The 15,114-nt window shown below is 38.6% G+C and carries 14 protein-coding genes and 1 pseudogene; 5 read left to right on the top strand and 10 right to left on the bottom strand.

The features are described 5' to 3' along the window. Window positions 1-70 precede the first annotated feature (70 nt). Entirely contained in the window at window positions 71-208 is a 138-nt protein-coding gene (locus AAHB12_RS14235) for a hypothetical protein (RefSeq protein WP_342045732.1), read from the top strand. Window positions 209-246: 38 nt separating this feature from the next. After that, on the top strand, window positions 247-1,011 hold the full coding sequence (locus AAHB12_RS14230) for a hypothetical protein (protein WP_342045731.1): 765 nt from the start codon (window positions 247-249) through the stop codon (window positions 1,009-1,011). A gap of 443 nt (window positions 1,012-1,454) precedes the next feature. On the opposite strand, the gene AAHB12_RS14225 is transcribed toward AAHB12_RS14230, so the two are convergent. Then, on the bottom strand, window positions 1,455-1,928 hold the full coding sequence (locus tag AAHB12_RS14225) for a phage holin family protein (RefSeq protein WP_342045730.1): 474 nt from the start codon (window positions 1,926-1,928) through the stop codon (window positions 1,455-1,457). Window positions 1,929-2,059: 131 nt separating this feature from the next. Then, window positions 2,060-3,130 (bottom strand): PTS fructose transporter subunit IIC, encoded by a 1,071-nt coding sequence (locus tag AAHB12_RS14220; RefSeq protein WP_129729157.1) that lies wholly within the window; start codon window positions 3,128-3,130, stop codon window positions 2,060-2,062. Window positions 3,131-3,474: 344 nt separating this feature from the next. On the opposite strand from AAHB12_RS14220, the gene htpG reads away from it, so the two are divergent. Further along, the gene (gene htpG, locus AAHB12_RS14215) at window positions 3,475-5,355 is read left to right on the top strand and encodes a molecular chaperone HtpG (protein ID WP_129729158.1); all 1,881 of its coding nucleotides are present in this window, start codon (window positions 3,475-3,477) and stop codon (window positions 5,353-5,355) included. Window positions 5,356-5,432: 77 nt separating this feature from the next. Here htpG and AAHB12_RS14210 read toward each other — a convergent pair whose 3' ends face one another. The 3 genes from AAHB12_RS14210 to AAHB12_RS14200 form a co-directional block, all read right to left on the bottom strand. Continuing rightward, window positions 5,433-5,831 (bottom strand): VOC family protein, encoded by a 399-nt coding sequence (locus tag AAHB12_RS14210; RefSeq protein WP_129729159.1) that lies wholly within the window; start codon window positions 5,829-5,831, stop codon window positions 5,433-5,435. Window positions 5,832-5,878: 47 nt separating this feature from the next. Then, on the bottom strand, window positions 5,879-6,307 hold the full coding sequence (locus AAHB12_RS14205; RefSeq protein ID WP_129729160.1) for a VOC family protein: 429 nt from the start codon (window positions 6,305-6,307) through the stop codon (window positions 5,879-5,881). 693 nt (window positions 6,308-7,000) lie between these two features. Continuing rightward, window positions 7,001-7,975, bottom strand: coding sequence for a Gfo/Idh/MocA family protein (locus AAHB12_RS14200; protein WP_342045729.1), 975 nt, complete (start codon window positions 7,973-7,975; stop codon window positions 7,001-7,003). 337 nt (window positions 7,976-8,312) lie between these two features. Here AAHB12_RS14200 and AAHB12_RS14195 point away from each other — a divergent pair, with 337 nt between their 5' ends. Next, entirely contained in the window at window positions 8,313-8,498 is a 186-nt protein-coding gene (locus AAHB12_RS14195; RefSeq protein WP_129729162.1) for a hypothetical protein, read from the top strand. A gap of 160 nt (window positions 8,499-8,658) precedes the next feature. Here AAHB12_RS14195 and AAHB12_RS14190 read toward each other — a convergent pair whose 3' ends face one another. Then, entirely contained in the window at window positions 8,659-8,832 is a 174-nt protein-coding gene (locus tag AAHB12_RS14190; protein WP_342045728.1) for a hypothetical protein, read from the bottom strand. Between the two features lie 618 nt (window positions 8,833-9,450). On the opposite strand from AAHB12_RS14190, the gene AAHB12_RS14185 reads away from it, so the two are divergent. Next, a complete protein-coding gene (locus tag AAHB12_RS14185; protein ID WP_342045727.1) occupies window positions 9,451-10,869 on the top strand; it encodes an amino acid permease in 1,419 nt (472 codons plus the stop codon). 320 nt (window positions 10,870-11,189) lie between these two features. Here the strand turns inward: AAHB12_RS14185 and AAHB12_RS14180 are convergent, their stop codons facing one another. From AAHB12_RS14180 to AAHB12_RS14165, 4 genes and pseudogenes are all read right to left on the bottom strand, one after another. Beyond that, a complete protein-coding gene (locus AAHB12_RS14180; protein WP_129729164.1) occupies window positions 11,190-11,798 on the bottom strand; it encodes an SAM-dependent methyltransferase in 609 nt (202 codons plus the stop codon). 690 nt (window positions 11,799-12,488) lie between these two features. After that, the gene (locus AAHB12_RS14175; protein WP_129729165.1) at window positions 12,489-13,655 is read right to left on the bottom strand and encodes a glucose-1-phosphate adenylyltransferase; all 1,167 of its coding nucleotides are present in this window, start codon (window positions 13,653-13,655) and stop codon (window positions 12,489-12,491) included. Window positions 13,656-14,031: 376 nt separating this feature from the next. Then, entirely contained in the window at window positions 14,032-14,796 is a 765-nt protein-coding gene (locus tag AAHB12_RS14170; RefSeq protein WP_342045726.1) for a MerR family transcriptional regulator, read from the bottom strand. A gap of 153 nt (window positions 14,797-14,949) precedes the next feature. Beyond that, a pseudogene (locus AAHB12_RS14165) lies at window positions 14,950-15,096 on the bottom strand (GNAT family N-acetyltransferase); the annotation flags it as partial. Window positions 15,097-15,114: the final 18 nt, after the last annotated feature.

The raw sequence follows: 15,114 nt of genomic DNA, 5'->3' as shown, positions 1-15,114 counted from the left end.
TCTTACATATCAGCATACAGCCTAAATATTTTTCCATCTCCCCTCATATTCTTATAGAGAGGTGATTCCCATGCTAAACAAACTCGTTATGATTGCAATTCTTTCCCTCCTTCTTGCTCTCACCTACAAGGCATGGAAGCAGGGCAACCCTTCTGCCGCCGGTGAAGGTGCGGCAGCTTGTGTTCCCCCTTTTGTTTTTCATGCATAGGATATTACAGCAAATTAATGGAGAGGAGAGAAAAGAGAATGGGAGTATTTATTAATCGAGATAATCATCCCAATATCTATAAAAATAACCAAACCTTTCATACGTCCAATCAAGAAATTGTACGGCGTAATGCTTTAACAGAGCTTATGAACGAACAGCAAAAAGCCACTATGACACTTATCCAAGCAATGGCTGAGCTTAATATGCGTTATGAGCAGCTTGAAGAAAAGCAAAGTAATCAGTGGAATCATATTCAAAACCAAATGAACGGCCTTACCGCAAATAGCCGTCAGCGTGAAGCATTTGAAGGTCAGCTGATGCAGCAGTTACACATATTAGAGGAAAAAAGTGTTAGTCTGCAATCGCTGTTAGAACATGAAAGTCAGGTCAAGCAATCCCTCCTAGAGCAAGTGGATCGTCTATGTGAATCTAATCGCGAAATTGCAAGCCGCTTAGAGAAGAATGAGGCGACTAACGAGCAGCTCTCTTTGCAGCTAAACGAGCAGCTTGAGCTACAAAAAGACGTCGTAGATACATTGGCAAATCAGGAAGAAGTTCAAGCTGGAATGCTAAAACGATTAGACAATCAAGAAGCATTAACGGAAAAAATCTCTCGTCAGCTCAATCATATCCGTTCTATTATTTTTGAACGAACAAACTATTTGGCCACCAAACTTGAAGATGGCTATAAACTAACGTCTTCCTATGTTTATAAATTCATGACAGGCTCTGATCAGCCATTAACCTTCTCCTTGATGAATAATAAAAAGAAGGAAAAGGAAAAACAAAAACATTCCGACTAAAATCCTTAACACAACAGGGATTTAACTAAAACTATCGTCTATTATGAGATAAAGGTAACAGTTTTTATTATGCTGTATTGTTTCAAGTTGCCGTCACGATTTTCATTTTCATTATTTCATTCTTAAAACCTTGGCGAAAGAAAAAACTTCCATTGCAATAAAAAAGCTCATTTAGTTGTTGCGAATAAAAACACTAAAAGCGTGGTTATGTACAATCTCGCTTTTAGTGTTTTTATCATTTCATTTTTGCTCTTTCTTCTTTTTTCACTATGAAACTGATAGTAATGCCGCTCCTTCCCTGCCCACATAGCGTACACAAATAATCCGATTGCTACAAGATCCGCTAGTGCATGTGCAATCCATGAGGCATACACATTTCTTGTTTTAGCGAAAATGACTCCGGGCTTGCTGAAGATACTAACATCTCAGAACTTGTATATTCGTTAATTATCACGCTCTTCTCCTTTATCATTCAAGCGTTCTTCTAAATCCCTAAGGATTCTTTCAATGAACTTTGGAATTTTCACACCGCTTTGTTGCAGGTTCTCAATAATGGAAAGGGCTTCGTTCGCTGCATAAAACCAAATGGTAATATTTCGAATCATCCCTGATTCATTGAATATACCAAAAGGAGTATCATTTGCTATTAACACACTTGCACCTTCAAATAGGATTTTGTCAAATAGATGACTAACAATAATTGCAATAAATAGAAGTGCTTTTTTAAAAATTCCCCTCCACCCAATCCTGCGTGATACGTTTCCTAATACAACTCCTTTGGCAAAGCCTGTGAAATAATCAATAATTACGAGCACACATAAAACCTTTAAGCTTTCGTCCCATGCACCAAATAACCATAAGCCGGCTTCCCCTAGCCATGCTGCAACTGGCGCAAAATTGATGCCTTGTAGATACACATGGTTCCTCCTTTGCAAGAAGTGAGAAAGAAAGATAGATGACGACTGCACGTATCTTATAAGCAAAACAAGCGATCTTTTTTGTTCAGCATAAGGATACTCATATCGATCGGCATCTTCCATCCACTCTCTCATTCTATCGTTGGCTTTTGTTTCAGAAACCCAATTATGATAGCGGTTACAAAAGAACCTGCCAGAATGGCTGTGAGATATAAAAATGGATTTCCTATTACAAGGGGGACAACGAATATACCGCCGTGAGGAGCTGACAAGCCAATATGAAAAAACATTGCTAGCAAGCCTGCGATTGCTGAGCCAATGATGCAGGCTGGGACAATACAAATTGGATTCTTTACGGCAAATGGAATAGCACCTTCTGTAATAAATGACGCTCCCATGACATAACACATTCTCCCTGCCCTTCGCTCTTGCTCGGTAAACTTCGCAGAAAAGAATGTTGTTGCAAGAGCAAGACCTAGCGGAGGCACCATGCCGCCTGCCATAACGGCTGCCTGCGGGGCATAGTTACCGCTATAAAGCATGGTAATACCAAAGGTAAAGGCTATTTTGTTAAAGGGTCCCCCCAAATCGATTGCCATCATCCCGCCTAGAAGCAATCCCAGCAGCAGGATATGCTCTGTTCCTAAGTTCTCAAGCCAGCCTATAAGGGCATTATTAATTCCCTGTATAGGACCACGCGTGATATATATCATGATAAGACATGTAAAGATTATCCCAAATAAGGGATACAGCAGCACAGGATGTAAGGTCGTTACAATTTGCGGAAGCTTGCTGCTTAGCTGCCTCAGTCCTGTAATCGTGTATCCTGCAAGAAAACCGGCAAGTACGCTTCCTATAAAGCCTTGATTGCTTATTAGTGCGATGAAGCCGCCAACCAAGCCTACAATTAAACCTGATCGACCTGCGATACTCATCGCAATAAAGCCTGATAACACCGGAATGATAAACTGCATTGCTTGATTCCCATTCTCTGTAATGGAAATGAGTTGTTCAGTAAATCCGGCAGGTGGTACATGAGCATAGTTCGCTATCAGCAAATGAACTATATAAGAAAAAACAAGTAAAACACCAGTACATACGACAAACGGAAAGGTACGGGATACACCGTTCATAACATGCTGGTAGATACTGAGATGTATACTCTCTTTCGAATTCCCTTCGAATAAGCCGCTTCGTTTCATACAATCCCCCTCTAAGCTGGTTGATGTGCAGATACACTGTATAAAAGATCTCCTGCGCCGATTTCGTTTATAATTCCATCACACTTGCAAAAGAGACCTTTTTACATAGTATTGTTTACGTATGCAGAGGTTCTTTTTCGAGCTAGAAAAAGTGTGCTTTCTTTTGTAAGCGCACAGCTTTGTTTTAATGATGATGTGATTCCTCGTACACGGGATAATATTGACAAAACCCGTATTCTATGATAATAAAAATAATAATTAGCACTCACATCACCGAAGTGCTAACCAGTAAATATCTAGCTTGGCAATATGGATACATTTGTAAATGGAAGGGAGAGCTTTTAATGGAAAAAAAGCAGTTTCAAGCAGAATCTAAAAGATTGTTAGACATGATGATTCACTCCATTTATTCTCAAAAGGAGATTTTTTTACGAGAATTAATTTCGAATGCCAGTGATGCGATCGATAAAATTTATTACAAAGCACTTACTGATGAGAGCTTACAGTTTGACAAAGACAGTTACTACATAAAAGTAGTTGCGGATAAAGACAATCGAACATTGAAAATCTCTGATACTGGTATCGGAATGACAAAGGAAGATCTTGAGCATAATCTTGGAACGATTGCCAAGAGCGGCTCTTTGGCATTTAAAAATGAAAATGAGCTGAAGGATGGCTATGATATCATCGGTCAATTTGGGGTAGGATTTTATTCCGCTTTTATGGTAGCTGACGTTGTAACTGTTATCAGCAAGGCTTTAGGCAGCGACGAAGCATATAAATGGGAATCTACAGGTGCGGATGGATACACAATTGAATCATATGAAAAAGATTCCGTCGGCACAGAGATTATTCTAAAACTGAAAGAAAATACAGAAGATGACAACTATGATGAGTATGTAGACGAGTATCGACTAAAGTCGATTATCAAAAAATACTCTGACTTCATTCGCTATCCAATTAAAATGGACGTAACTGGAAGAAGACTTAAAGAAAGCAGCGACAATGAATTTGAAGAGTATCGCGAGGAACAAACAATCAATAGTATGGTTCCGATTTGGAGAAAAAATAAAAAGGAGCTTACTTCTGAGGATTACGAGAAATTCTATGCGGAAAAGCATTACGGTTTTGACAAACCAAGCAAACATATCCATATCAGTGTTGATGGCGCTGTAAGATATAATGCCATTTTATTTATCCCGGAGAAAATCCCATTTGACTATTATACAAAGGAATATGAAAAGGGATTAGAGCTATATTCCAATGGCGTACTGATTATGAACAAAAGTGCGGACCTCCTTCCTGACTATTTTAGCTTTGTGAAAGGAATGGTTGACTCAGAGGATTTATCTCTGAACATTTCAAGGGAGATGCTGCAGCATGACCGACAATTAAAGCTGATTGCCAAAAATATTAAAAGTAAAATCAAAAATCAGCTGCAAAGCTTACTGAAAGAGGAACGCGAGAAGTATGAAGAGTTTTATAACGCCTTTGGCCGCCAATTAAAATTTGGCGTGTATAGCGATTTTGGCAGCAACAAGGACGTATTGCAGGATCTATTGATGTTCTACTCCTCCAAGGAGAAAAAGCTGGTAACCTTAGATGAGTATGTATCAAGAATGCCTGAGGATCAAAAGTACATCTACTATGCTTCCGGAGAATCCTACGAACGAATTGAAAAGCTGCCGCAAACTGAGCTGGTGCTTGAGAAAGGCTATGAAATTTTATATTTCACCGACGATATCGATGAATTCGCCATCAAGATGCTCATGGCCTATAAAGAAAAAGAATTCAGATCTGTATCCAGTGGTGATTTAGGAATTGAAGCGGATGAAACTGAGCAGAACACAGATGCACAGCAGGACGAATATAAAGATCTCTTTGCTTATATGAAAGATATGTTAGCAGATAAGGTAAAGGATGTACGCATATCTAAGCGCTTGAAAACACACCCTGTATGCCTATCTGCCGAGGGCGAAGTGACCATCGAAATGGAAAAAATACTAAAATCCATGCCGAACAACCAAAATGTCCAAGCAGATAAGGTATTAGAAATCAATCCAAACCATGAGGTCTTCCAATCGTTAAAGGATGCGTTTGCGAATGATAAAGAGAAGCTGGCTTTATACACAAGCCTATTATATAACCAAGCGCTTCTTATTGAAGGATTGCCAATCCAAGATCCAGTGGAATTCACAAACGATATTTGCAAAATCATGGTGTAATATTGAGTTGATACAACAAAAGGAACCGAATGACGGTTCCTTTTGCTATGTATGTTCTCTCATGGAAGTATCTTTTACTATCTACCCGCAACATTAAGCTGCCAGGAAACACCGTATGGATCGGTTAACCAGCCAAATTTTTTACTAAACGGATAAGCTGCCAATGGCATCAAGACCGCTCCACCTTGAGATAACCTCTCAAAAACATGATCAACTTCCTCTTCCCTTTCAAGCGTAACATACAATGACATGGAAGGAGTAAAGGTAAAATCATGCTTTATGCTGCTATCCATGCACATAAACTCCTGTCCATTGATTGAGAATACGGCTTGCAGCACAGTTCCTTCAGCACCAGCCTCATTTGCTCCATAGCGAACAATCCTAATAATCTCTGAATTATCAAATACAGAGGTATACAAATTCATCGCTTCTTCGGCTTTACCGTCAAACATAAGAAAAGTTTTGATGTCAGGCATAGTTCCCCCTATGATTTGTAGAATTAGTGTTTCGACACAATTCACTATTAGTTATTAGGAGCAGCTGTTGAGACTTGCCAGAACACACCAAACTTATCAACTACCTGTCCGTATAATGGACTCCAGAATGTTGGTTGCAGCGGTAATTTGACTTGGCCGCCATCTTGCAATTTTTCAAATACTTCTTTTGTTTTTTCAATGTCATTCGGCATAAGCGCTATCGTTACATTCGTGCCAATGGAATGCTCTTGACCTGGGAATGTATCAGAAAGCATCAAATCAGTGTCCCCGACCTTCAAATGAGCATTTAAAACCAGTTCTTTTACAGCATCAGGAGTAGGCGCTTCTGGATTCTCCGGCATATCTCCAAACTTTTGTACATTAAGCACTTTGGCATCAAGCGCATTTTCATAAAATCTAATAGCTTCTTGTCCATTTCCATTGAGTACTAAGTACGGATGCATTCCTAAAATCATTGCAAACACCTCTTTAAAATTATTTTTTTACTACTATTGCTTATTTTCATCTAGCTGAAAGCTTTCCACCATTATTTCAGATGCTCAGACTCAGTCTATACCTTAGCTACAAGCTCACTCTCATCTGCTTCTACCATGATGCTGTTTGTTTCGTTATTTTCTGCCACGGCCTCTCCCCCTACTTTGCACATTTTCTGCTTACATCAGAATGCAATCCTAAAAGATTGGCAATACACAAGGGATTTTAGATAAGAGCTGCTGCTTGTAGCCTCTCACGAGAGACTCATTTTCTTGTTGAATTGACATATCTCATTATGTCCCTTCGATACAGAACATTTGTTCTATATCTATTATAAACATAAAGAAGTTATATTTTCAATAGCTAAACAAAAATTTTTGAATTCAAGTTTTTAATTATGTACAATCCGTAATTTCCTAGAATCTCAGCGGTTCAAGAACATCCATAAAGAACACTCGCCGATTGGCAAGCCCCGCTCTTGAGCGAAGACAGAGGCGTAGTTGCACTTATACTTACTTTGTTCCCCAAAATTTTCCACTACGTCGAATTGTCTTCCAGCTAGAAATTTATACTTTCTTAAAGTGTAAAATAATAGGGCTTCCTCAGTAAAATAATCCCTAGAAGAAGCCCCTTTTGATTCGGAACAGTATTTATTCTCGCTTCATATTATTTATCTATTCATTAATCGTAACAGGCTTTCCAGTTTGAGCTGACTGTAAAGCGGCAACCGTAACCTCCTGAGTACGGAATGCATCTCTGTAATCAGACAGAATCCGTGAAGCATCTCCCGTTTGTACTGCATGGATAAAGGCTTCATTTTCCTTCACATACGGATCAACCGTATCCGTCCATATCGTTCTCACGCCTTCTGCACTTTTCTCTAGTCCATTACGGTCAATATGTAATATGCCTTTGTTATGATAAAAGTCTAAGCCTACTTTACAATCGCCATTTGGAAGGACACATGTATTAGAGAGATTGGCTACTACACCATTTTTCATTTTAAGCGTCACTGTCCCCACATCAGGAACGGTTACATGGTCATACATCTGGCCGATTGAACGATTACCATACACTGCATACACTTCCTCTACTTCTCCCGCAGTATATCGCAGGAGATCGACCAAATGGGTTGTCTGTTCGATAAACTGTCCGCCTGACGTTGCTTGATTGCGCCACCAACCAACCGTTGGCATAGAGTCCATCCAGCTGCCTGTTACCATGCCGAGGGTGCTTTCCTGCAATTCCTGTTTTAACATTCTTACGGAATCACGATAGCGGAAGTGATAGCCGACAGATGTAATCACTGCTTGCTCTTGTAGCCTAGACAATATGTATTGTGGCGTTTCTAGGTCTACGCTAAGAGGCTTTTCAACTAGAAACGGAATCCTTCTATCAATTAACTGTACTTCAATTTCTCCATGAGCGAATGGAGGCACACAAATATAAACTGCATCCAGTTTTTCTCCATCCAGCATCTCAACAACATTCCCGTATCCTTTTGCATGATCAAATTGTGCGGCATACGCCTCGGCCTTCGCCTGATTTGTACCACAAATCGCCCCAATACGTACTCCTTCCATCCTACATAGAATTTTCGCATGTACACCACTGAACCAACCTGTTCCCACTATTCCGATATTAAGCATGATTTACTTCCTCTCATTAGCAAACTATAAATGCATCTTTCTCCATACATAAGTTTCGCCTATCCTCCTATATATCCCTCTTTTTCAATCCATTTGCATTTGGTGGGGTAGAAAAACAATACTTTCCATGCGGTTTTATTCCCTTCCATCTAAATGATTTAAAGACATTGAAGAGCTAGTGACCCTATTTATACCAGTTAATAACTCTAATTATTCCCCTACCTTTTCCTCAAATAAATTCTCACTTTTACAGGTATGCTCTCAATTTACAAAACTGACATACTTGTAATACCAAGGACATATAATTTATCAATCACCTAGGAAGGAGGAAAAACCCATGGATAATCGGATTTTTTTATTCCTTGCTACGATTCTCTCTGGCTTTGCACTTATTAAAGTTCCTTTAGCTAACTCATTTCTTGAAAGCGTTTCAATTGTTACTGATACCCTTGGCATATTAACTGTTATAATCTTCTCACTTGTTTTAATTTACAAAGGGGTAAGAAGTTTGTTTAATAAATAGAATTAATAAGGAAAGCACTCGGATGGGTGCTTTTCTTATTAATCTTCAAAGCAAATTCCCCCTAAAAATTATCAATACTCTATTGTTAATTAAATAATATTTCCTTGTTAGCCTTTGTATCCCCTTCCTCTTTTGCCATTCGCAATTGTAACTTTTCAAGCTAAGAGCGTAAGAACTCCATCCCTTCTTGTTGCTTAGCTGTTCTATGGATGGATAGTATATCTTCTTCCACCTCACGAATACGTTCCTCAATGTACTTTTTTAAAGTAGCTGCATTGTTGTATACTGTACTTCGCTGTAATCTCGCTTCAAAATTCATTTTCTTATAGAACATCTTCCCATTTTGTATTAAAATTAAGAAACATAAGTCGCAATTTGTCGAATTTAAAAACAAACTGTCTAAAATACTTTTTTTCAAGCTTTCGATTGATTCTAACTGTCTGATATGTTTGCAGACAAGTTGTAGCATTCAGATATACGCATAACGCGTATTTATTTAATCGTTTACATAAGCAATCATTGTAAAAACTTGTTTTTGTATTCAATTCGCGAACTTTTTTTCTTTTTTAATCAATTCACCCGTGCTATAATAAGTGCGGCATACAATTAACTTAAAAAAAGTCAGAAGATTTCTTCATATAAGTTAATTTTGATTTTTATATACTATTCTGTACCTCGATCTGAACCTGCACTTAGAAAAGCCCATGGTTTATACGAAGAGATAAGGTATATACTTTAATTAAACTTATATCAGTCAATTTCATAAATGGTCTGCTAAGAAATAAAAGTGAATGGAGTTAAAAAGCCTGCTCAATACCGATGAGAGCCATCTTATAATAGACTGTACCAATTTAGAGTCATTTAACATTTTTATGGCTATGCTTATTTATTGTGAAATTGATTTATATAGATATTTTTGGAAATTTATTTTTTGAAATAGGAGGACAACTAAATGGACAAAATCTTTAGAAAGAAGTCTATTGCCGATTTAATAGCTCAAAGCCACAACAAAGAGCTAAAACGTGCGCTTAGCCTGCTCGATTTAATACTTCTTGGAGTCGGCTGTATCGTTGGAACTGGTATTTTCGTTATCACCGGTGTAATTGCTGCCAAAAGTGCAGGTCCAGCTATTATTCTTTCGTTTATTCTCGCAGGTATCGCCTGCGCGCTTGCTGCATTTTGTTATGCTGAATTCTCATCTTCTATACCAGTATCTGGGAGTGTATACACGTATACGTATGCTACAATGGGAGAACTTATCGCCTTTTTAATTGGTTGGGATTTAATGCTCGAATATATTATTGCGCTTGCTGCTGTTGCAACAGGCTGGTCCGCTTATTTTCAATCGTTGATTGCCGGATTTAATCTTCATGTTCCTGCTATCCTTGCCTCTGCACCAGGGAGCGATCAAGGCGGAGTGGTCAACCTGCCTGCTATGATTATTATTTTATTAATCACAGCTCTTGTAAGTAAAGGCGTAAAAGAAAGCACACGCTTTAATAACGTGATTGTTCTCCTTAAAATCGGCATCGTTTTATTATTTATTTTTACAGGGATTAAATATGTAAAGCCGGAAAACTGGACACCATTTATGCCATTTGGTTTAGAGGGAGTCGTTACAAGTGCGGCCACTGTTTTCTTTGCTTACATCGGCTTTGATGTAATTGCTAATGCATCAGAAGAAGTGAAACGCCCGCAACGGAATATGCCAATCGGAATTGTAGCTTCTTTAGCTATTTGTACATTCTTGTATGTTGTAGTTTCACTTGTGCTCACAGGCATGGTTCCATATACAAAGCTGAATGTCGGAGACCCTGTTTCGTTTGCTCTTAACTTTGTCGGCCAAAATAGCATAGCTGGTATTATTTCAGTTGGTGCTATTATAGGGATCACGACTGTCTTGCTAGCGCTATTGTATTCTCAAATCCGTTTAACCTACGCAATGAGCCGAGACGGTTTATTACCAAAGGTATTTGCGAAGGTACACCCAAAATTCCAAACGCCTTTTAAAAATACATGGCTTACAGGATTTATTGCGGCAGGAATTGCTGGATTTGTTGACTTAACAACTCTTGCCCATCTTGTAAACATGGGAACATTGGCTGCTTTCACCCTCATTTCTATCGCTGTTATTGTCTTGCGAAAGAAACAGCCAGAGTTAAAAGCAGCATTCAGAGTGCCTTTTGTTCCTGTCCTGCCAGTTGTTAGCGCACTTTTATGTATCTATTTATCACTGAGCTTGCCTGCTATCACATGGATTTGCTTTGTAATTTGGATTGCGGCAGGAACTATCTTGTATGTATCATATTCAAGAAAGCATAGCAATCTAAATCAGGAATTTGCTGGGTCCCAAGGCGAAAAAACAAGTTGATTTCTTATAAAATAAAGAAAACTCGCCGATTGGCGAGCCTTGACCTTGGGCGAAGACAGAGGCGTAGCCCTACTTATACTGTATTCCTAACATTTCCGACTACGTCGAATTGACTTCCAGCTGGAAATTTATATTTTCTTACAGTGTAAAAATAGAGGCATTCTCCTCCCTATCACCCAGCACCCGAGGAAACATCATATTCCTCAAACGACAAAAACACCATCCTTTTCGCAGAATTATTGAAAAGGATGGTGTTTTTTGTAGATATTTCATTGTAATCCCATTGTTATCTGGTTAGTCTCCATAAGAATGAACCCCGTTCAGTATGCTAACCGATATATTAAAAACCTCTCATTCGGATTATGTTCATATGCATCCGGCAATCTAATTTCTGCCTTCAGCTCAAAGGAGGTATTGTTTTCTAAGAAATAGATATAATCCTCTGATGTGTAATATAAAATCAATTCTACCTCTCGCTGTGATGTTTCGACTGAGCGCAATATCCGATTAATAACCTTTATAAAGATTTGAGTAGAAAATGGATTAAAAAAATAAAACCGATTGTCCATTGGATGAATTTCATACTCCTCAGCCAGACAACAGTGGAAATAAATTTTATCTTTGCTATGTTTCTTCTTCTTTAGATAGCGATTCCGATTCTCCATTGCCTCCCGGTAGAAACCATCGTTCATTTCGATTCCGACAGCAGTTGCATCAAAAACATGATTTATATAGAAATTTAAACGGCCTTTTCCACAACCAAAATCCACGATACGATCGCTGCTTTTGAACTCGTATGTTTTACATAATAGTTCTAATGCAAAGTATGGCGTTGCTTCATAGCGATGATAATGTAGAGATTGATTGAATCCCTTTTGATCTCCCGTTGTTTTAATGTTCAGTAAAGCATCATACAACTCTTCCTTCATGATTGACTCCTATACTCGTTATACCGATGAATATGCACAACATAATCTTACTGCAAGTATATCAAATGGATAAGGGGTTTTCCTATCCAATTGTATTTTCCTCCAACCAATGGGCCTCTGCATAAACTGTTAGTATAAAATGAGCAGGTATACTTGCATTTGTAATGTTTTTGTTTGTTTGCACATGTATCCCGATGTTTAAATCGACCCAAACGAAACATTGAAGTACTAATTAGTGCTATACCAACACATAAAGTTCACCTTATATTTCATTTGTTCAGAACAATCAGCTATCATAAAGCAGCAGGACAGGATGATAGCCCAATTAAGGATACATTCACATATACCTATACCATATCATGCTGCCTCGAATATCATATATGAGAGAGAGATCAATCCATTGCCATACTCGTACAACCATCTCCACCCTACACATTAACAGTATTCGAACAGTCCCTAATGGGGCCTCAACACCCTCTCCTATATATGGGAAAGGGTTTTTATTATTTGAGAATAACTTGTCTCAATATGCATTTTCAATCATCAGAATGAGAAATTAACCTTTCTCAGTTAAACTTTTCAGGCTATGCCTGAATGAAATTCCCCTTCTCTACTAGCTAGGCTCCGCCCTTCGCTTTCCTGGAAAAAGGGAACTTCTTTCAAATTACGATAAAAGGATCCACGGTCTTATCAAATAATGTTTGCTTGCTTCTTATAGCTTTCTTCAGGAGATAATCGTCTATTATCTATAAGTGCAATCTTTTGTTTCGAGGAATGAGGCTTCATGACAGTTCCCTCCTCAATCGTGACATTGCTTCCAATAACAGCTCCCTCAATATATACACGATCTCCTATCACTGTATTCGGAAGAATCACGCAATCCTTTATAACAGCATGCTTCCCAATCTTCACTCCGCAAGAAAGAACGGAATGCTCTACTCTCCCAGCAATGTTACATCCTTCACTAATTAATGAACGCATAATGCTCCCTGTTTCACTTAAAAAGAAGGGGGAATGGTTTTGCTCCTTCGTATAGACGTTCCAATTCGTATTACATAAAAAAATGTTCTTTTCTTCTGATAATAAATCCATGTTGGATTGCCAATAGCTATCAATCGTACCTACGTCCCGCCAATAGCCTTTGAACTGAAATGCAAATACATGCATAGATCCTTTGATCATAGCGGGAATAATGTCCTTCCCAAAGTCTGCCGGTGTATCTAAGTAACTATCTTGCTCCAAAAACATTTGTAAAGCCTCACGTTTGAAAATATAGATTCCCATCGATGCTTGATTAGACTTTGGATGGACTGGTTTTTCTTCAAATTCTATAATCCTGCCACTCTTATCACTTGTTACAATCCCAAAACGGTTCGCCTCACTCCACGGAACATTCACAACTGAAATGGTAACATCCGCATTTGTGTGGATATGCTGCTCCAGCATCTCATTGTAATCCATTTTGTAAATGTGGTCGCCTGAAATAATTAAGATATGCTCCGGGTTTTGTTCTTCAATATATTTTCGGTTGTGAAACACAGCATTTGCCGTTCCTTCATACCATCGTGCTCGATCCTGACATTGAAAGGGAGGTAAAATGGACACGCCACCGTCCTTTCTGTCTAAATCCCAATGGTATCCATTTCCTATATAGTTTTGCAGTACATGAGGTTGATATTGAGTGAGGATTCCCACTGTGTTAATGTTTGAGTTTTTGCAGTTGCTTAAGGCAAAATCAATGATTCTATATTTCCCGCCAAATGGTACAGCTGGTTTAGCAATGTCTTGTGTTAATGTTTTCAAACGAGAGCCTCTGCCACCTGCCAATAACATGGCAATGCATTGTTTTTTTGCCAAGAGACCATCTCCTCACACGGTATAATCTTACTTAGTTATAAAATAAGCACGGAAATCCGGTTTTATGTTTCAAAAATGTGAATATTTTATAACGTTAAGTAAAGATAACGTTTACAAATTTTAAAGCATAAGAAAAACGGACAAGGCCTGCCATTTTGGGCCTTGGGAGCTAGACATCACCCCGAAAAGTTATACTTATCTTATAAAGAAAACTTGCCGACTAGCGATCCCTGCTCCCCGGGCGAAGACAGAGGCGTAGCCCTATTTATACTGTATTCCTAAAACTTCCGACTACGTCGAATTCACTTCTAGTTGGAAATTTATACTTTCCTACAATGAAAAAAAGCGACCGGCTTTCGCCAATCGCTTTTACTCATTATTTTTTCAATCCTGTATAAATATGAATCGCATCCCGCAAAAATAGAGCTGTTCCTGGTTGGTTTTTATCGTAGTACGCTGTAAACCTCTCATCGTCTACATACATTTGCGCAAGGCCTGCATGTGCTTCTTTCGTATAGCTATCCCAATAATAGCAGAGCCATTGCCGATGTAAATGTGCGGTTTTTTGGGCTAATTCTCCCGCAGGATCACCTGTTGCGAATGCCTCGGCTAATGTAGCTAGAACATCAGCGGCCAGTTTTTCTACTTCCGCATACTGCTCCTCTGTCATCCCTTTTACCTTTTGGTTAGATTTATCGACTTGCTCATCCCCATACTTTGCTCGAATCTCTTTCCCATATTTCTTTTCATTATCATCAATCAACTTTTGCTTAAAGCCTTCAAACTTTTCTTTATCTGTCATTGTTATACTCCCTTCCGCTGCAGCTATTGTTTTATCCACATTCGCAATTAATTGATCTAACTGTTCTCGTTTTACCAGAAGCTGCTCCCGATGTTCTTTCAGCGCAAGAGTGCTATCAAAGGATGGGGAGGTAGTAATCTTCTTAATATTTTCTAAGCTTACCCCTAGCTCCCGATAAAACAGAATTTGCTGAAGTCGATCAACCTCCTCTTGCCCATAAATCCGATACCCTGACGAATTGATTCTTGCCGGCCTTAGAATTCCAATTTCATCGTAATATCGCAGCGTCCTCGTACTCACACCTGCCATTTGGCTCAATCTTTGCACTGTGTATTCCATCTTCTCACCTCCTGATATAAACACTATATACCTTGACGTAACGTCAAGGTGAATAGGTTTTTGAAAAATAGTTTTAAAAAATGATGATTAGGAATTCAACAAGAAGAAAAAGGACCTTGTGTAGCCATTAGTCCTTTTATCTGAGTTTCTTGTTTAGTTAATTGACTTCCATTTTATTTCCAGCATCCCATAAACGATATGATCAACGTCATAGTCACACAGCCATTCTGCTTGTCTTATTTGTCGTTCAAATAGAAAACCTAGTCTCTCTGGAAAAGCTCTACTTTTGATACTTTCAATCCTATTTGACAAAGACAA

Source organism: Bacillus sp. OTU530 (assembly GCF_038440375.1).
Note: the sequence above shows the minus strand (reverse complement) of the source record. Positions and strands in the feature narration are given on the sequence as shown.

Bases quoted from the DNA above. Each gene is read 5' to 3' on its own strand.
- AAHB12_RS14235 (WP_342045732.1), top strand. From the start codon at position 71: ATGCTAAACAAACTCGTTATGATTGCAATTCTTTCCCTCCTTCTTGCT.
- AAHB12_RS14230 (WP_342045731.1), top strand. From the start codon at position 247: ATGGGAGTATTTATTAATCGAGATAATCATCCCAATATCTATAAAAAT.
- AAHB12_RS14220 (WP_129729157.1), bottom strand. From the start codon at position 3,130: ATGAAACGAAGCGGCTTATTCGAAGGGAATTCGAAAGAGAGTATACAT.
- htpG (WP_129729158.1), top strand. From the start codon at position 3,475: ATGGAAAAAAAGCAGTTTCAAGCAGAATCTAAAAGATTGTTAGACATG.
- AAHB12_RS14210 (WP_129729159.1), bottom strand. From the start codon at position 5,831: ATGCCTGACATCAAAACTTTTCTTATGTTTGACGGTAAAGCCGAAGAA.
- AAHB12_RS14205 (WP_129729160.1), bottom strand. From the start codon at position 6,307: ATGATTTTAGGAATGCATCCGTACTTAGTACTCAATGGAAATGGACAA.
- AAHB12_RS14200 (WP_342045729.1), bottom strand. From the start codon at position 7,975: ATGCTTAATATCGGAATAGTGGGAACAGGTTGGTTCAGTGGTGTACAT.
- AAHB12_RS14195 (WP_129729162.1), top strand. From the start codon at position 8,313: ATGGATAATCGGATTTTTTTATTCCTTGCTACGATTCTCTCTGGCTTT.
- AAHB12_RS14190 (WP_342045728.1), bottom strand. From the start codon at position 8,832: ATGTTCTATAAGAAAATGAATTTTGAAGCGAGATTACAGCGAAGTACA.
- AAHB12_RS14185 (WP_342045727.1), top strand. From the start codon at position 9,451: ATGGACAAAATCTTTAGAAAGAAGTCTATTGCCGATTTAATAGCTCAA.
- AAHB12_RS14180 (WP_129729164.1), bottom strand. From the start codon at position 11,798: ATGAAGGAAGAGTTGTATGATGCTTTACTGAACATTAAAACAACGGGA.
- AAHB12_RS14170 (WP_342045726.1), bottom strand. From the start codon at position 14,796: ATGGAATACACAGTGCAAAGATTGAGCCAAATGGCAGGTGTGAGTACG.